The organism is Bacillus cereus group sp. N6, assembly GCF_016483705.1.
GTDB lineage: Bacteria > Bacillota > Bacilli > Bacillales > Bacillaceae_G > Bacillus_A > Bacillus_A wiedmannii.
In genome coordinates, this window is sequence record NZ_JAEHBI010000006.1 from 61691 (window position 1) to 79498 (window position 17808).

Genomic DNA, 17808 nt, shown 5'->3' on the forward strand with positions numbered 1-17808 from the left:
GTAATTCACACATCAACATATTTTTACTTATGATTAAACCTATTAAATTACATTTATTTAAATACCAAAAATCAAACCCCTAAAATGTTGTTATAGTTAGATTCGTGGCGTTAATCCATACAATATAAATTGAATCGTATTTTCAATTTCCACTTCATCATCCCATTTTTCTTCAGGCAATAATAAAAATCGTGTTAATAGTAAACCTAATACAGCTGATAAAGTAAGACGTAATACAGAAGATGGTAGTATCTCAATAATTTCTCCTTTATCTTGAAACTTCACAATCAACTTTTTGAAATGTGAAAACAGTTCCGTTTCTACTAATTGTTGTATTTCATTTTTTAGCTCTGGTTGAAATGGTACTTCTTGAATTAATATTTTAATCATAGGAAAGTGCTTTTGAGCAAATTCAAATCTATTATGAATGACAACTCGTAAAAGTCCCTCATATGATTCATACTTCGATTTAAATATTTCCTTTGCAAAGGCTTGTACGAAAAATGGTGCAGCAAACTTTGTTAATGTCGGCATGACGACTGCTAACAATAAATCTTTTTTCGTTTTATAGTAGCGGAAGATTGTTCCTTCCGCTACACCAGCTCGCTTTGCAATTTCACTCGTTGAAGTTGAGGCGTACCCTTTTTCTCCAAACATATCAACAGCTGCCTCTAATATACGCATTTGACGTTCATTACGTTTATCCGTATTCGTTGCGGCAACTAATTCTTCCAGCCAATCCTTCTTCATTTATTGTGCTCCTTTTTATCATCATTATATTTTGCGATGTTTCTTTAATGCAAATACATTTCCTACTGCAAATAATAGAGAGAAAAGTAGTAATACAGTTAGATCTAACGCAATCTCTGTAAATCCTTGATTTCGAATCATCACTTGTCTCATTGCGTCAGCTCCATATGTGAGCGGAAATAATTTCCCTAACATTTGTAGCCACTTATTCATAGATTCAATTGGAAACAACCCAGAAAAGAAAATTTGTGGCACAATGACAAGCGGTATAAATTGAATCATTTGAAATTCATTATTTGCGTATGCTGATAAAAATGTCCCTAAAGTTAGTGCTGTTAAAGAAAGCATACATGTAATAAGTAGCGTTAGCCATATGGAGCCAGCTACATACAAGTCTAAAATATAAACTGAAAAATTCACGATTATAATTGATTGTATAAATGCAAAGATTCCAAAACCAATAATATATCCTACAACTATTTCCCATCTTCTCACTGGAGTGGACAATAACCTCTCTAATGTACCACTTAAACGTTCTCTAACAAAGGAAACTCCAGATAATATAAATACAAAGAAAAATGTAAAGAAACCAATCAATACGGGGCCAAGCCCATCAAACATTGTAAAGTCTTTAGAGCCATGTAAGTAATTTACTTCAGGCTTCATAACTGATACATCATTCTTTTCTGAACTCTTTTGTAAAACTTGAAGTACAGCACGATTTTTTGATGAATCACTTCCTTCTAATAAAACATTCATTTTCCCATTCTCTAAATAAATTACTGCATCTACCTTTTGCTGTTCTAACTCTGAAATTGCTTTCTCTTTGCCATATTCATAAATTGAGGCTTCTTGAGTTTTCATTGTTTTTACAATAGGAGCAGGCACATCAACTACAGCAATATGCGGTACATAGTCTTTTTGTGTAAACACTAGAGACAATAACCAAAGTAATAACATTGGTGCCCCAAACATCATCGCTAACGAACGTTTATCTCGAAAAAATTGGCGAATAATACGAATGATTACACCAGTAACTCTCATGATAGGGCCACCTCTTCCAACAAAAAGACATCTTCAATCCGTCCTGATGATACCCGTTTTTTCAATTCTTCAGGTGTTCCAGTCGCAACTAGCTTTCCTTCTCTAATCAACCCTAAACGCTCACAAAACTCAGCTTCATCCATAATGTGCGTCGTTACAATAATAGTTGTGCCTTTCTTTTTCAAATCATAAAATTTTTCCCAGATTGTTTTTCTAAGAAGTGGATCTATCCCCACTGTTGGCTCATCTAAAATTAATATCTCAGGTTCATGAAGGAGTGCTATCGCTAATGATAAACGCTTCTTCATCCCACCTGAAAAATGCTGCACTTGCTGTCTTATATGTTTTGATAATTGTACAAGGTCAAAAACCTCTTCGATTCTTTCTTTTTTATGTTTTCCTTTTAATCCATACATCGTTGCAATAAAATCTGCATTTTCATATGCTGATAGTTCTTCATATAATGCATCAGCCTGAGCCATATAACCAATTCTTTTCATTTCATTTAAATTAGGCATGTTCGTGTTGTATACAAGCACTTCACCTTTCGTTGCCTCATTAATACCTGCAATCAATTTAATAAGAGTCGTTTTCCCTGAACCTGAAGGCCCAACTAAACCAAATATCTCTGCTTTTTCAACTTGCAATGAAAGATTGTGTAAAACTTCTTTTTTCCAAAAACTTTTTGACACGGTTCGTAAAATAATGGCAGGTTGCTGCATGTATTCTTCCCCCTTTTCAAAATGAGTGAGTACTCACTTTCATTTTACTCTTGCGTAATCATATGTCAAACTTCATTGATTAGTATGTATTTTCAATCTTAAACAATGAAACAGAGTCGACATTAGAATTTCATTTCTTAAAGTCGACTCTGTTTCATTTAAATTATATATTTCATTTTACGTTTTTAAATTCATATATTTTCTAATTCTAGCAACATCTAAAGAATATTCGATAACTAATTGCTGTAACGGTAAAATAACTGTATCAGGATATAAATGTGCATATTGTAATGTTTCTGCATATTTTTCTAACCTTTTTTCTAAATACTTTATAATTTGATCAGGATGACTTACTAATAAACATTTACAATAATAATGTATTTGTTCCTCAATCGCCGTATACTCTTCAATTTCATATTCTTTATGCATGTGTACACCCCTTTAAGTTTTTTACTGAATTGCTTATCACACTTTTCACTCGACTAATTTTTAAGTTTTTTGATTATTTACACTATAACAAACTCTCCGGGTCAAATTTTGTTACTTTATGTAACGTAGAAAATTTTTAACAAAACTGTAATGTTAACTTGTATAAAATGCATATGGCCTATTTTTTCTGTACAAAAAATCGTACAGTTCAATTTAACTGTACGACTACAAGTTCTGGCCTATTAAAAATTCTTTGCGGAATGATACTATTGCCTAATCCTCTACTTACTACCATAGACGTATTTTGTTTTTCATATAAACTGGTTGTATATTTAGGTAAAACACCTTGATTTGGAGCCACTAATTTGCTGATAAATGGTAACCTAAATTGTCCACCATGAGCGTGTCCTGATAAAACTATATCTATTTGCTCATCAGCATAATTCTGAATAAATTCAGGTCTATAGAATAAATCATCTATTTCTCCTATTTTAATACACTATCTAACTGTATTGCTCCTATATATAGATATACTCCTATGTAATCCGCAATTTTCCTTATCGGATAAATTAATAAAAATTATTTCCCTACACATTGCGATTACATGTTATATAAGGAAGCTCTTCTTTTTTCCATGCCAGAAATCCTCCCTTCAAATTAATTACTTCTTTTATATCAGCTTTTTGTAAAATACTAGCTGCTATAGCGGAACGCAATCCGGTTCGACATTGTAAAACTATTGGGCAATCTTTTGGTATACAATCTAGCTGCTTAGATAGATTTCCTAAAGGGATATGTATTGCATCATGAAGATGTCCTTCCTCCCACTCTTTTTTACTACGCACATCGATTACCTTAACACTCCCACCTTTTATATGTGGATATAATTCGATCGATGTGTCTTCTTTATAACTTTCTAATCTATTCAATCTTTGTATTACCTTTACAGGTACAAAAGCAATAATATTATCTAGCCCAATAGATTCAAAGTCTCTAATAACCTCCTCCACTCTAACCTTTTCCTCATCTAGTATGATTAAAGTTTCTGTTTTATAATCTAGTAACCATCCACACCAAGTTGTAAAAGAATTGTTATAAGGTATGTTAATTGATTTCTCAATGTGACCAGAAGCAAAACGCTCTACATCCCTTATATCAACTATTTGCTGAACGCTCCTCATAACTTCTTGAAGTTCTTCTACTGTTTTAATAGCAAAAACTTCCCTCTTCTTTCGAATTGGAGGACCATACTTATTTAAATTCTTCATTAATGAAAAATACTTTGGAGGCTCTGGCTGTCCCGTCAATAAAGTCGATACAAAATCACCTTCTTCATTACACTGAAATGCCCAATTAAACATCTTTTCATAACCTAATGTAGAAGTTGGAATTGCTCCTAATGCTTTTCCACATGCGCTTCCTGCACCATGTGATGGCCATATTTGCAAATAATCAGGGAGTATTTTTATTTTTTGTATAGAATCAAATAATTGTTTCGCTCCTATTTTTGCAGTATCTTTCATACCTACAGCAGTTTCTAATAAATCAGGTCTTCCTATATCTCCTACAAATATAAAATCACCTGTGAATATTCCCATTGGCTTATCATTCGTATAATTATTTTGACTTGTATCAGTTACTAAAAAAGAAATACTTTCAGGCGTATGCCCTGGAGTGTGAATTACATTAAATTTTATATGACCTATTTTAAACTCTGTTCCCTCTCTAACCAATTTGTATCGACCTTCGTTAAGATATTGATATTTCCAATCACAATCTCCTTCATCAGATACATATAACTTTGCATGATAAAGATTACAAAGTTCTCTAGACCCAGAGAGAAAATCTGCATGAATGTGAGTTTCAGCCGCAGCAATTACTTCCATCCCCTTTTTCTTAGCAAATTCTATATATTGTTCTATATAGCGACCTGGATCAATTACAATTGCTACGCCTTCCTTCTGACAACCAACTAAATAAGAAGCATGTGCTAATTTTTCATCATAAAAATATTTTAAAAGCATAGCTATTCCCTCCAATTAGTTAATTCAAAATGCTTTTCAATTTTTATAACCGCTTTCTCTCTTCCCTTATAGGATCCCTTTCAACATAAAGTTCCAATACATATAGGGCAACATATATCTTTTAAGTAAAAACATACTATATCGTTCTTTCGCTTGATTAAACGGAAATGTTTCTTGAGGCTCATGTTCATAGTTAAATTCAGCGAGTATAAGACTTTTATAACCTGTAACAATCGGACAGGATGTATATCCATCATATTTAGCATGCAAGTCTCTTCCGTTAAGTACGTCCATAATATTTTGTTTTAAGACAGGTATTTGTTTTCGAATTGCTGCTCCAGTTTTAGAGGTGGGTAAATTGGTACAATCTCCAAGTCCGAAAATATTCTTATACTGTACATGCTGCAAAGTATAAGGGCTTATATCTACCCACCCCTGAGAATCACTTATCTCACTCTCTTTAATAAAATTAGGTGGCCCCATTGGTGGAACAACATGGATCATACTGTATGGTACAGTTTCTCTTTTCAGTGTTTGCGTATCTTCAAAAATTGCTTCTCTCTTTTCGGCAATAATTTCTACTAAGTTTTTATTATAATTCGTTATAATTTTCTTTCTTTCCAGTACTTGTTCTAATGTATTAGCATAACGTGGGACCTGAAATATGTTAGCGTTCGCCGTATAAAACATTACTTCACTTTTGTTTCTTACACCGCTATTAGAAAAATGCTCTTCTGCTAAATACATAATCTTTTGTGGAGCACCACCGCATTTAATAGGAGTGTTTGGGTGGGTAAAAACTGCATTTCCTCCTTTAAATTTTTCAATTTCTCTCCAAGTAGAATCAACATATTTATAAGAGTAATTGCTACAAACCCCATTAGTCCCAATAGATTCCTTTAAGCCTTTAATGCCGTTCCAATTTATTTGTATACCGGCTGCTACAATAAGAATTTCATACTCAAGCAGCAGTCCATCATCTAAAAGCAGCTTATTTTCATCCGGAAACAACTTAACAACACTTTTAGGGATCCACGTTGCCCCTTTTGGAATAAGCAATTTTTGATCACGCATCGTACTTTCCTTTGAAACAATTCCTCCCCCCACTAAACTCCATAATGGTTGAAAGTAATGTTTTTTTGATGGATCAATAATTGCTATACTTTCTTTCAATAGGGGGACATTTCGTAACAAATGTGCAGTAGAAGATATTCCTGCAGTCCCAGCACCAATTACAATAATTTTATAACTATCTCTGGTCTTCATTATCCTCTTCCTATCTAAAATTGATTTTTAAAATAACTAATTCGTAGCCGTATTTTCATTGTAGTAACATTATTATAAGTTAAAAACTCCATTCATTTATCTGATTTAAATGAAAATTTTGTTAATTTTACCATCAATATTACTTTATGCGTAAATCCCCTATGCTACTTCCATATTTCATATTTTTCAATACTAGTCTTTGCCCTATCTTACTTTTATTACAGTTTCTCTCTACACTCAAAGCTATCTTTATCTTCTTTTTCGAAGAATACCTCGTTACTTGTAATTGGAATTTAAAAGTTCGAATAGTTTTTCTTAATTGTATAGATTTATATAATCGGATAGAGGGAATTCCATTTAAATATGGAAGGTTTTTATATCGCGCTAAGTATTCATGTAAAAAAATTACTAATTACATGGAAATTAGCAACGATCCAAATTCAATTGAGTGAAATTATTGAGGTTACCGAAGATAAGTTATATGCTGATGTTAAAAAAGGAGAAGTAAACCTTATTGGTAAAGTAGAATTATCTATTATTTGCTTTCAATAAAATAGCCCTTTTAAATATAATAAATGCATAAGTATTGCTGTATTGATTAATCTTAAAAATAAACAGATTTGAATTATTCGCTATTCTAAAGAATATTTCAAATTTCATTATTTAATGCTTACAAAAAGAGCACTAAAAATCAGTGCTCTTTTTTATATTTAATTGGGGGTCTTATCGCATGTCTATCAAGCTAAGATTTTAAAGTACCCCCATAACGAAACCAACATCTCTAGCAAGATTCCGTAAGGTATTTGGAGATAAAAACCTTTGAATCTCTGGAGCAAATAGTTGTAATTCATCAGACACAGAAACAGACATAAAAAACGCCATCCTTTCCTATGATTCTACAGAAAGAATAGCGCATTTGTTCTTTTTATGGCTACATTTTTTAGCTCGATGGCGATGTGGTGTTACCTCAAATATAATTATTTTATTTGAAGGTCTCTTTTAAATTTTTTTCAAATCTTTTCATAGGTTGATATACAAGGACGTGTAGTGATAAACCTATCACTGCAGTAATGTTTAAAATAATACTTATAATCATTAAAGACCATTCTATAACTGGAGAAAAGTATCCGTTCGTACTTAATGTAGAAGAACTTACACCTAGTATTAAAATCACTATTAGTAAAGGTAAGTTTTTAACCAATTTGAATCCCCCCTTTAAACATAATATCTTTATATTATTATATCACACACTAGGTTATGTAATTAATATAAGATAGTTATCTATGGGAATTTAACATATTTTTTCATTTTTGGGGTAACATATTTTTTAGCTTGATAGAGGTGTGGTGGATCCCTTTTTTAGAAGTAAATACTTCTAAAACCTTGTAGTATTTGAAAATCAATTTTATCTGCTTTTGTCCTTTGAATGATAAAATCTAATCCATTTTTGGTATTGTCCGCATATTTAGGCATTGCTTCAAGAGTATCTGTCAACGGTTTGTTGAAATCGTCCCAATGTATTGGAATAACAAGCTTCGGTTGTACTTTTCGTACAGTTTGCTCGTAATACGTATTTTGGAAAGTACTTTTCTGCTTTCCTAATACCCCTATTCCTAAAAACAAGACATCAGCTCGAATATCATCTAATACCCCTTCTATATAGTTAGCACTTGGTTTAACAAGGAAAGTTTTATTATTATACGTAATCAAGTAATCATATGAAGAGTCTTCATGATAATCTAGGGCTTTAGCTGGTTGTTTAAGTGGCTTTTTTATTTTTTCTCCTTCATCAAAGGTTGGTGAATGTTTCGATGGAAGGACAGTAACAGTAAAATCACCAAACTTCATAGCCTTATTTACTTCATATACAGACATCTGGTTCTTATTTATATCACCACCAATACCTATGTTAATTGCTGATTCTGAACCATATACATGTGTTCCAGTTCGTTTAGCTATATAAGCTAAATCAAACGCATGATCATAATGTGTATGTGCAATAAATAATCCCTTAAGTTTATTATTATCAGCCCCTATTTGATTAAAAACTTTATCCACATTATCTTCATCTGTTTTTATATTGCTGAACAACATTTTTGGTAAGGATGGCCTAGAAATAAAACCATCAATCATTAATTGTGTATTTCCATCATCAAATAGTAAAGATGATGTTCCTAAAAATGTGACCTTTACCTCGCCTTGATTCAATACTTTTTGTGTTGTTTTTGGAGCATAATACGCCTTGTATTGTTGAATATCTGCTGAAGGTGTTAAAAACTTATAATAAACGAAAATAGAAACGATTATTACTAGTACTAATAATCCTATAAAAAACATCCTTAATTTTTTTCTTAATGTGTATTTCAAAAAACATTCTCCTTTCTAGACAAAAGATATTATTATGTGACTGTGCTAAATCCTCCTACTTGAGGTTACCACAAAGTATCTATAAAATTTAAAAAACGCCATCCTTTCCTATGATTCTACAGAAAGAATAGCGTATTTTTTCATTTTATGGAGAACTAATTATTTCTTTTTTTATAATAAGAAAGGAAATTTATTATCATATTAATTAAACATATAAAAATAAATGAGTACTTAAAAATAGTACTTTTATAGTTTCCAAAAAACAAAAATAGTATAGCTAAAAGTGATAGTATGCTAATAATTAAATGATACATATATTGAGACTGTTTCTTCATTAATCATTCCCACTCTTTATTTAATATTAAAATATACAAATTATGTATTATCATAGAAGAAATTAAAATAAATAGAATATGCCTAATTGCATATCTAAATAGCGAAATATCACCACATACCTCATTAGCTTAAGAAAAAATAAGCAGACTTTTCAAAGGAATCACCTGTAGATAAAGAAAATTTTTATTTAGGGGGTATTTCAAAACCTTTGCTTGATAGCGATGGGGTAGCACCACATGCCCATCAAGTTAAGGAGACGAATTTCCCAAAAAATGAAAAAACCGTTATTCTTTCAGTAAAATACTTGAAAGGATAACGGTTTTTATGGTTCTCTCGCTTTCTGAATAAGCCCGTTGAATATGAATAACTGAGATATGTTTCACTCTTAAAATCACTGAATTACTTTTGAACTAGCACTAGGTCTAGCCAGGATTTCGCCTCATTGTACAAAATTGGGTTATTTTGCGGCGTGTAGTAGGTAAGGATTGCAACTGCCTGTGATACGACCCATCCGCGGGCCCTTGCCAATGTAGCATCGTCCGTACGGATAGCATCAATTTTGATATTCATGAACCATTGGTTTCCTTTCACTCTTGTGCATGGTATCTTTCCTCCTTTAAATTTTTTATTTCTTTATTTAGTTGTTATGCAATATGTAATACACCTATATCAAAGATGTTAAACCTAAATTATCAAAAATTTCATACAATATATTATTAATATTTTCGAATATCAAAATAATGTCACAAGAGCTTTTCTTTGATAAAAGCGTTACAATAAGGATTTGTTTGGAAGACAAGTTCATTGTCTTATAGAAAACTTCTATTTAGAAAAAGTTAAACAAGGAGTACAAGATACTTCTTTGATTTAATTAAATCAAAGGAAAATAAAAAAACACTCCTTTTCAAAGAGTGCTTTTAAAAAATATATAATCTAATAAGAAACTAAATGTACAAACCTTGTATAAAAAATGATTTTATAGCATCTTTTTAATACCCATGTCCACCTTGCCAACCACCGTGTCCACCCGGCCAACCACCATGTCCACCTTGCCACCAGCCTGCATAGCCTTGTCTCTGTGAGTTCATTCCTTCGCATCCCTTCTTATTAAAAACTCAAATACTGCAACTGGGTATTCTCTAAATATAATTATGTATCTCAAAAATAAATGTATCCGCAAACATCTCGATTATTGGTAAAGTAATTATCTAATAAAAAAAGCATTTATCATTGCAAAACTAAGCTCTATTGTTTTTTACTTTTCCTAAAACAATTTTTGCTATTTCGTTAGCATATTTTTTAGAGTCAAATCCATCATAGTTACTTAGTATTGCTACAGACAAATATTCCTTTTGAAACCGCATAAAGGGGTACCATCACATGCCCGTCAAGCTAAGATTTTAAAATAACCCCAAAACGAAAAAATGAGCTTTTTTGTCACAAGTTAGCACAAAATTTCGTTTTGGGGTGACTTGTTTTCTTAAGTTGATGGCGATGGGGTCACCATATCAAAAAAAGAAAATTGTACGTTTAGACATATTTTAGATACAAAATAACCGATTCCTTATATGTTAAGGAACCGGTTATTTATTTTCCTACTTTTTTAGGGAGTTTTTTCTTGTAATGATCTTTTATTTATGATTTAAGGTTATAAACTTAAATCATAAATAAAAGATAGAGTAAAAACTATATAAGAAATAAATGTAACGAAAACAAGAAAACATATAAACTGAGCATTAGATACATATTGTTCTATTCTTTTTTTCATTTTAATTAGTTTTATTTATCAAATGTGAAGTATCAATTTGAAATTGACCTTTCCAAGATCCAATTACTTTTCCAATTCTATTTATATTTACATCTAAAGTAAGGGGCTGTTTAAACTCGTCTCTTCCTTCATTAACTATAACAAATGTAGAAACACCTTCGGGTCTATCATTATCACGAATACCTATATCATTTAATTTTTTACCTGCTGCCATAAGTTCAAAAGGAAGATGATCATCTGAATCATGGATAAATGATAGTCTCCCATCATTTTTAATCTCAGGGTTTTCCTCTTGTTGCCCATTAATTTTACCATCACTTGCGAGCTCTAATCCTGATGTATCAAATTCAAATGGTACTAAACTTCCGTCAGCTTTTTCCATTCTATAATGAACTGATATACGTAAATCTGATATATATAATTCTTTGAGATGTACAGTAATACCTTGATCTGTAATTTTTTCATCAATAGGAATATATTTACCATGCTTCATCATATCTTGTGTGACACCATTTTCATCTGTTATTCCTTCATTTACAACTTTATCATTTGTAATTGCATCAGAAAAATATGAGGCAACATTTGTAGCCGCCACTTGTACTTGTGGAATCATTGCTGTTGTGAAAAGTGCTCCTGCAGCTACTGCTGTATAAATGAAACGTTTTGATTTTTTACTCATGTTTGTAAATAGTCCCTTCTTCTGTTGTTTTTTATGATTTATATTAGAAACATTGTCTAGCTTGGAACGACTTTCAAATGTTTTCCATGCTTGTTCTACATCAATTTTGATTTCTTGTGGTGAATTTGAAGATTCTCCATCTAGCATTATGTTTTCCCAATTGTTTAATTTACTGATTTCTACTAATAAATCTTGGCATGCTTCACATGTGTCTAGGTGCTTTGTGAATTCCTTTCTTGTATCATGAGAAAGTTCTCCATCAATATATGTTTGAATAAATCCGATATCATAACATTTCATTTGTTACGCCTCCTCTATTTGTTTATAAATCTTGCGGAATTTCATTTTGGCTCGGACTAATAATGTTCCAATAGAAGATTTTTCAGTTTGAAGTATTTCTGCAATTTCTTTATATTGAAAACCAGAGAATTTCATTAGTAAAAGGGTTCGTTCTCGATCATTCATTTTATTTAGTATTGTTTGGACCTTTGTAATTTCTTCTTTTCTTATCCAATCATCGTCTAATGATGAAACATTTTGTACTTCATGGTATTGTATTTCTTTATCAATCTTCGCTTGATACCTTTTTTCAGATCGCAAATGGTTATAAGCTACATAGGTAGAAGATTTAATCAACCATCCCGGTATGTTTTCAATTACTTTCCAATCGCTACGATATAATTGTAAAAATACTTCTTGTGCTAACTCTTCAGCGATAGATTGATTTTTAACAATCCATATGATCTGTTTTAAAGCGTAAGCATAGTACTGCTTAAATAAATCTTCAAAATTCATATCAGAAGCAGGACTTTCTTCATTTTTTATTGTTAACATGTTAGTTTAAACCTCACTTTCAATTTGATGCCTATATTATAGAGAAACCAGAAAAACGGATTTTGTGACAGTTTTTCTTATTATTTTTTTATTATGTACTAAAAAAGCATTCATCTTATTAAAAGATAAATGCCAAAAGGGATATGAAAACATAAAACTATAATTATAACTTTTGCAGTAGTTTTCTATTAATGTAAAAGAAAACAGTTAGTTTGTTGTTTTTTCATTTTTTGTATGGTGGATAGTTTTTCTTCTGTTTCTATTGGTTTATTTTGATTCAAATTATCCCTCTCCCATTTTATTACGTACATCTTCTCAGAATTGTTCTTATTAACTGTAAAATAATTGCATAGCTACTATTGAGTCTAATACTTTATTTTAATAAAAACTATTTTATAATATGAAACCTCATGATTAGTCTACATTTTAATATTCAATAAATTAGAAAGATGAGGGATAAGGAACACTTTTAAATTAACTAGGTTTAGTCTAATACATTTTTTAATGGGAACAAGAATGTGAGGAATCCCCAGAACGAAAATCTTATCGTTCTGGGGATATCCTTTAATTTTAACTTGATAGACATAGGTAAGACTCTTAATTTAGTAATTTGCGTAGTACAAGCCGTAACCAAATCTATTGATCTGACATACCATATGAAGGTAACTTTAAATCGATAAAAAAGTTGCAAAGGAGGTGAATATAAAGTGGCATCATTTGAAATTGGAGCAAGATCTCTTTTCAATTTTCGAAACCAACGTTTTTTCTTATTAGTTGAAGATGAAATTACAATTCCAGATAAAGGTGTAGAAATTGATCCAGTTAATATCTACGAAATTGACGAGCAAACTTTCAATCTTATCAGAGATGAAGGTGATACACCTATAATTGTACCAAGTGATGAATTTCCAACTGTACCACCTGGATTTAAATTAGAACGAAAATGTATTTTTACAGTCGATAATGCATACTTTGTAATCTATGATTTAGAAAATGGAACTGATAACAACGTCCTATTAAGAATCAGTGCAGCTTTATTTAACTCATTGAAAAATTCCGGTGTTCGTGAATGTGTACCTCAAAATTTCATTTAAGAACATAATTTGATTAAACCTCAAATGGAATACCCTTTGAACAATTTAACCCTTCGTAGTTTTCTACGAAGGGTTAAATTGTTATGTAAAAAGTTTTTTAAAATATTAGCAGTTTTTGGCGGTTCGGCAAATACAATTGCTAGTCCAAGTCAAGCAACCTAAGAAAAGCAAATGCCCAAAACGAGAAGATTAGCATCTCCAGGTGAAAATGTACAATTTTTTTTGGGGGGGCATTATGAAATTCTTAAGTTGATGGGCATGTGGCGCTACCCCAAAACACAAAAATCTCTATCAAAAAAAGAAAGGCGCCTAAGCACCTTTCTTTTGTAATTCACTTGTACTCTCTTCAGCATCCAAAATCTGAATCACTTTAACGTAGCATTGTACGGACCTAATTGCTTTTTAGAAAAATAATGAATTGTCTCCTTATTTTTCAGTAACATATTTCCTTTTATAATTAAAAAATAGGTAGCTACTAGAAAATAGATTATCCCTAATATCCAATCCAAATTTGTAGCTAAATTGTGTAAAAGAACATATCTCATATATGCATAACCAATCGGAACATGTAGTAATACAACAGCACCTAATCCTGGGTTGTATATTGTTTTAGCTTTTATATTCGCAAAAATACCATGCCATATGAATTGAAAAAATCCCATTAAAATAGGTGCCAACCCAAGCCATATAATATTTGGAAAGAAAACCGGAAGTAAATAAAAAACATACGCAATCAAAATATTTATTACCATAGCAGATTGCGTATTTAATGGATAGCGATCTGGTATATCACTTTTAAATATAACTACATTAAACAGACCAGCGAAATAACCTGGCCAACGATACTCTTCAAATTGATGCACTAAAATGGCTACAAAGCTTAACGCTAACAGTACCTTTATTTCACTCATTTCCCCAAAATTCGCGACTAAATAACCTAAGACAACAATAGCCATAACTAACCCTACATCACACCAGTGCTTTCTAAAGAAACTAATCATCTCTATCACCCACTCTCTCAATTTTTATAAAAATAGCGTTCAAATAGAAAATCAATTTGCTTTTCTACAGGCTGTATTCTTATATCTGCCCCTGATTCAAGAATTGGCATCATTAATGCTGGAAGAAAAATGGATCCGAATATTTGCACCGTCATCATCATTAAAATTTCCTGATCCGTTTCATTTGTTATTTCACTCAAAATATTCTTCACTTTACTAAAACCGAGCCTCTTCAAAAAATTTCCATATTCGTATTGAGATGTAAATACCGTAGTTCCCATTGCAATAATTTTCCTAACTAACTCAGGGTATTGCCGAATTACCAGTACATAATCAAGTAAAAATATTTTTAATCTTTCTTTTGCTGGCACTTTAATATCATCTAAAATAGAAAAGGTGTCTTGAAAGCTAATTAATAAGATTTTAATTGTTTCACTAATCAATTTTTCTTTTGAGCCAAAATGGTAATTTATAAGCGCAATATTAGTATCTGACAATGCCGCAATTTTTCTTATTGTTACACTTTCAAAACCTTTGTCTTTAATTAACTCTAATGTTGTATTTAAAATCTTTTCTTTCGTAGATATGTTTTCATTTCCCCTCAACTTATCTCCTCCTCTAAAATTTATCAATTAAACAATGTTTTAAACATTGTTTAATTTTATAGTATTACCTTCAAATTTTAATATCAATTTAAACCTTTCGACATTTCCGATTAACATTATTTTCCTTCACTAAAAAAGATGAACAAAATTTTTTATACATCATATTTATTGGTATCTAGTGTATTACTGTGACCTAGCTTGGACTGAATCCCCTTGTTGTAGATTTTGATTTTATTATTAATAATTACGGTATATGAAATTATTAATAATAAAATCAAGAAAGCTCCCCTGAAAGGAGCTCCTTACCTTACAAAACATTTAAGAAATCATTCTATTACCAGGTCTACTTAAGATTTGGAGCATGGCTATAACTCATCCACCCTGTTTGTTACAATAAATCATTGGTTGAAGACTATTCTTTTTCTGTGTATTATTTCAAGCTCTTTAGATGTTTTCTTTTTGTGAAATTTACCTCAAAACAAATTAACTAGATAACAAAACATAAAATAACAATGCAGTTGCTTCTTGTCGTTTCATACTTTGTTTTGATAGATAATCTGCTGATCCATCTTCATTATATATAACCTCAGGACCTACTAAACGATGACCTACAATGTTTTTCACGGATTCTATTGCCCAATCATCAGTTTCTCCCTTTAATGTTGCATCTGCAGATGGCGCTCCTAACATTTTTAAATACTGCCAGGTAATCCATGCTGCTTCTTGTCTAGTAATTGCACGGTCTGGATGGAATTGTTCCCCTTCTTTTTCATATAAAATACCAATCTCATATAACTTTTGAATATGTGGTACATACGGATGATTTTTCACATCAGAAAACACTGGTTCTTTTTTTGAATGTGGCGTAAAGTAAGCAATTTGAGATAACCAATATGCAAATTCTGCTCGTGTAAGAGAAGATTCTGGAGTGAAATTCCCCTCCCTATTTGCTTGTAATACCTCGTATTGATGTAAAGGATTTATAAACTTAGCATACGGATGATTTTCATCTACGTCTTTAAATCTCTCGGGCTCACTTAACTTCACCGCTGAGCTGCCAGAGTTCCAATGTATCATTTCTTTCACAGTACCATCTTTGTGAAGTTTAAATGCCATATAATTTCCTTTTTCATCCTCAAATAGTAAAGGGTCTATTTGTTTTAGCTCCTGTTTACCATATACTTTATCACTTACATATAACTTTCCTTCACTTATGTTTACAAGTGACATTAGGTTTTTTAATCTCAAATCTCGGTAAACACCTTCAAATTTCTTTAATTCTTCTTCATTAGGGTTTAAATATTCAGGCTTTGTTTTATCTGGGAAATAGTTATTCATAAAATCATCAAATACTTCAACAGGAAGTGCTGAACTATCTTTATTTGTAACAACAAAAACTCCAATTTTATGCTCTGGAATTAACCACATTAAAGATGAAAAGCCTGGTATATTTCCACCTTTACCAAAAACATATTGCCCATTATGGCTTTGTGGTGAAAAGAACTCAAATCCGTATGTCATATTAGGGTATTTGGGATGTAAAGCAAATTTTGTTTTTTGCATATCTTCTGCGGTTTCTTTTTGTAGTAATTGGTTATTTTTAAATTTACCATTATTCAATTGAGCAATCATGAAATTGGCTACATCACTTCCTGTAGAAAACATACTGCCTTGTGGCATGTCTGTTGGTCTTGTTTGATAAAATGGGATGGCATTGCCTTTAGCATCATAGCCTGTTGCAAGCTTTTCTTTAATAAAATTAGTCATAACAAAACTACTATTATGCATTTCTAGAGGGTAAAAAATATTTTTGGCCATATATTTGTAAAAAGGTGTATTTGTCAAATTTTGAACAATATACCCTTGAAGCATAGAAGCGAAATTATCATATGTATATGTATCTCCTGGCATTCTCACTACTGTGGGCATATTTTCTTCTACATAGTCTTTAAGCATTGTATAATCATTATCTTGATAATGGATATCCTCTGGTCTTGGATCTACGTAATCAAACCCTGTTGTATGGGTAAGTAAATGCTCCATTGTAACTGGTTCACTCATGTTATTTTGGTACTTTAATCCCCCATATAATTTACTATATCTTTATTTAAATCAATTTTTCCTTGTTCAACTAACTGCATGACAGCACTAGCAGTAAAAACTTTTGATATTGACGCTAATCGAAAAACTGTTTTTTTAGGATCGATAGGAGTATTCTTTTCTTTATCGGAAAATCCGAATCCCTTTTGAAATAAAATTTGATTATCCTTTACAACGACAAGAGCTACACCAGCTGCATTTTCTTTTTTCATTTTCTCTGGAATTACTTTATTGGTGAATGCTTCTACATCTTTAGGATTTAATGTTATAGGTGCAACAGTTTCGGCTTTTGAATAATTGCTCCCCAGAAAAACTAACAAAAAACAAACACTTACAGCTACTAACCTTTGAAAATAAATTTTCATTCTTTTATTCCTATTACCCAAATTAATTCCCCCTTTAATACTAGACTTATTGATTATTCATCTATAGGTTAATCAACTATATTCTACCATTTAACGGCGTTTTTTTCTAATTTTCATTCTATTCCGTCATTTATTAACTGTTCGTCTGAGGATTTAGTCTATATATAATTAGTTGTTATAGAAAATGATATAGCATACAAAAATGCAAGACAGTCTTTAATATAGACTTTCATCGGCAGGTTTTTCATGACATCCTATATAATGAAAACACCCATCCTTTATAATTAATAAAATTGGCTGGGTGTTTTGTAACGCTTTAATTATTCTATTCTTACAGAATTTATGATATGGGAAAGCCCACGAACCTATATGGTCTGTCGCGGGAGTGTTGATGGCACACCGCAATCTTGCACGTCAGCGATAC

The 17808-nt window shown here is 31.4% G+C and carries 14 protein-coding genes and 3 pseudogenes; 2 read left to right on the forward strand and 15 right to left on the reverse strand.

Annotated features, from left to right (window positions below):
• Nucleotides 1–96: 96 nt before the first annotated feature.
• From JDS99_RS07330 to JDS99_RS07360, 7 genes and pseudogenes are all read right to left on the reverse strand, one after another.
• Nucleotides 97–750 carry a TetR/AcrR family transcriptional regulator gene (locus tag JDS99_RS07330; RefSeq protein ID WP_199694840.1) on the reverse strand — a complete coding sequence of 218 codons (654 nt, stop codon included), beginning with the start codon at nucleotides 748–750 and terminating at the stop codon, nucleotides 97–99.
• 24 nt (nucleotides 751–774) lie between these two features.
• Nucleotides 775–1794 carry an ABC transporter permease gene (locus JDS99_RS07335; protein ID WP_199694841.1) on the reverse strand — a complete coding sequence of 340 codons (1020 nt, stop codon included), beginning with the start codon at nucleotides 1792–1794 and terminating at the stop codon, nucleotides 775–777.
• Nucleotides 1791–2516: an ABC transporter ATP-binding protein gene (locus JDS99_RS07340; RefSeq protein WP_048546950.1), complete on the reverse strand. Its 726-nt coding sequence runs from the start codon at nucleotides 2514–2516 to the stop codon at nucleotides 1791–1793. The genes JDS99_RS07335 and JDS99_RS07340 overlap by 4 nt, the downstream gene beginning before the upstream one ends.
• Before the next feature lie 177 nt (nucleotides 2517–2693).
• Complete coding sequence (locus JDS99_RS07345; RefSeq protein ID WP_000548621.1) at nucleotides 2694–2945, reverse strand: hypothetical protein; 252 nt, start codon at nucleotides 2943–2945, stop codon at nucleotides 2694–2696.
• Nucleotides 2946–3153: 208 nt separating this feature from the next.
• Nucleotides 3154–3417, reverse strand: a pseudogene (locus JDS99_RS07350) (metallophosphoesterase); the annotation flags it as partial.
• Nucleotides 3418–3532: 115 nt separating this feature from the next.
• A complete protein-coding gene (locus JDS99_RS07355) occupies nucleotides 3533–4969 on the reverse strand; it encodes an MBL fold metallo-hydrolase (RefSeq protein ID WP_199694842.1) in 1437 nt (478 codons plus the stop codon).
• Between the two features lie 66 nt (nucleotides 4970–5035).
• Nucleotides 5036–6235, reverse strand: a complete 1200-nt coding sequence (locus JDS99_RS07360) for an FAD/NAD(P)-binding oxidoreductase (RefSeq protein ID WP_199694843.1) — start codon at nucleotides 6233–6235, stop codon at nucleotides 5036–5038.
• 363 nt (nucleotides 6236–6598) lie between these two features.
• On the opposite strand from JDS99_RS07360, the gene JDS99_RS07365 reads away from it, so the two are divergent.
• Complete coding sequence (locus JDS99_RS07365) at nucleotides 6599–6787, forward strand: SunI/YnzG family protein (protein ID WP_176551428.1); 189 nt, start codon at nucleotides 6599–6601, stop codon at nucleotides 6785–6787.
• 430 nt (nucleotides 6788–7217) lie between these two features.
• On the opposite strand, the gene JDS99_RS07370 is transcribed toward JDS99_RS07365, so the two are convergent.
• The 5 genes and pseudogenes from JDS99_RS07370 to JDS99_RS07390 all read right to left on the reverse strand — a co-directional run bounded on the left by JDS99_RS07370 (nucleotide 7218) and on the right by JDS99_RS07390 (nucleotide 12219).
• Nucleotides 7218–7436, reverse strand: a complete 219-nt coding sequence (locus JDS99_RS07370) for a hypothetical protein (RefSeq protein WP_000240392.1) — start codon at nucleotides 7434–7436, stop codon at nucleotides 7218–7220.
• A 158-nt stretch (nucleotides 7437–7594) separates the two neighbouring features.
• The gene (locus tag JDS99_RS07375) at nucleotides 7595–8602 is read right to left on the reverse strand and encodes an MBL fold metallo-hydrolase (RefSeq protein WP_242475707.1); all 1008 of its coding nucleotides are present in this window, start codon (nucleotides 8600–8602) and stop codon (nucleotides 7595–7597) included.
• A 1574-nt stretch (nucleotides 8603–10176) separates the two neighbouring features.
• Nucleotides 10177–10305 (reverse strand): annotated as a pseudogene (locus tag JDS99_RS07380) (D-alanyl-D-alanine carboxypeptidase); the annotation flags it as partial.
• A 402-nt stretch (nucleotides 10306–10707) separates the two neighbouring features.
• Nucleotides 10708–11685, reverse strand: a complete 978-nt coding sequence (locus JDS99_RS07385) for a DUF4179 domain-containing protein (protein WP_199694844.1) — start codon at nucleotides 11683–11685, stop codon at nucleotides 10708–10710.
• Between the two features lie 3 nt (nucleotides 11686–11688).
• A complete protein-coding gene (locus tag JDS99_RS07390) occupies nucleotides 11689–12219 on the reverse strand; it encodes an RNA polymerase sigma factor SigX (RefSeq protein ID WP_199694845.1) in 531 nt (176 codons plus the stop codon).
• A 707-nt stretch (nucleotides 12220–12926) separates the two neighbouring features.
• Between JDS99_RS07390 and JDS99_RS07395 the strand changes: the two genes are divergently transcribed.
• A complete protein-coding gene (locus tag JDS99_RS07395) occupies nucleotides 12927–13313 on the forward strand; it encodes a spore coat protein (RefSeq protein WP_088063404.1) in 387 nt (128 codons plus the stop codon).
• A gap of 365 nt (nucleotides 13314–13678) precedes the next feature.
• Here the strand turns inward: JDS99_RS07395 and JDS99_RS07400 are convergent, their stop codons facing one another.
• From JDS99_RS07400 to JDS99_RS32335, 3 genes and pseudogenes are all read right to left on the reverse strand, one after another.
• The gene (locus JDS99_RS07400; RefSeq protein WP_088122151.1) at nucleotides 13679–14323 is read right to left on the reverse strand and encodes an HXXEE domain-containing protein; all 645 of its coding nucleotides are present in this window, start codon (nucleotides 14321–14323) and stop codon (nucleotides 13679–13681) included.
• A gap of 8 nt (nucleotides 14324–14331) precedes the next feature.
• Nucleotides 14332–14919: a TetR/AcrR family transcriptional regulator gene (locus JDS99_RS07405; RefSeq protein ID WP_199694846.1), complete on the reverse strand. Its 588-nt coding sequence runs from the start codon at nucleotides 14917–14919 to the stop codon at nucleotides 14332–14334.
• A gap of 483 nt (nucleotides 14920–15402) precedes the next feature.
• Nucleotides 15403–17384 (reverse strand): annotated as a pseudogene (locus tag JDS99_RS32335) (serine hydrolase).
• Nucleotides 17385–17808: the final 424 nt, after the last annotated feature.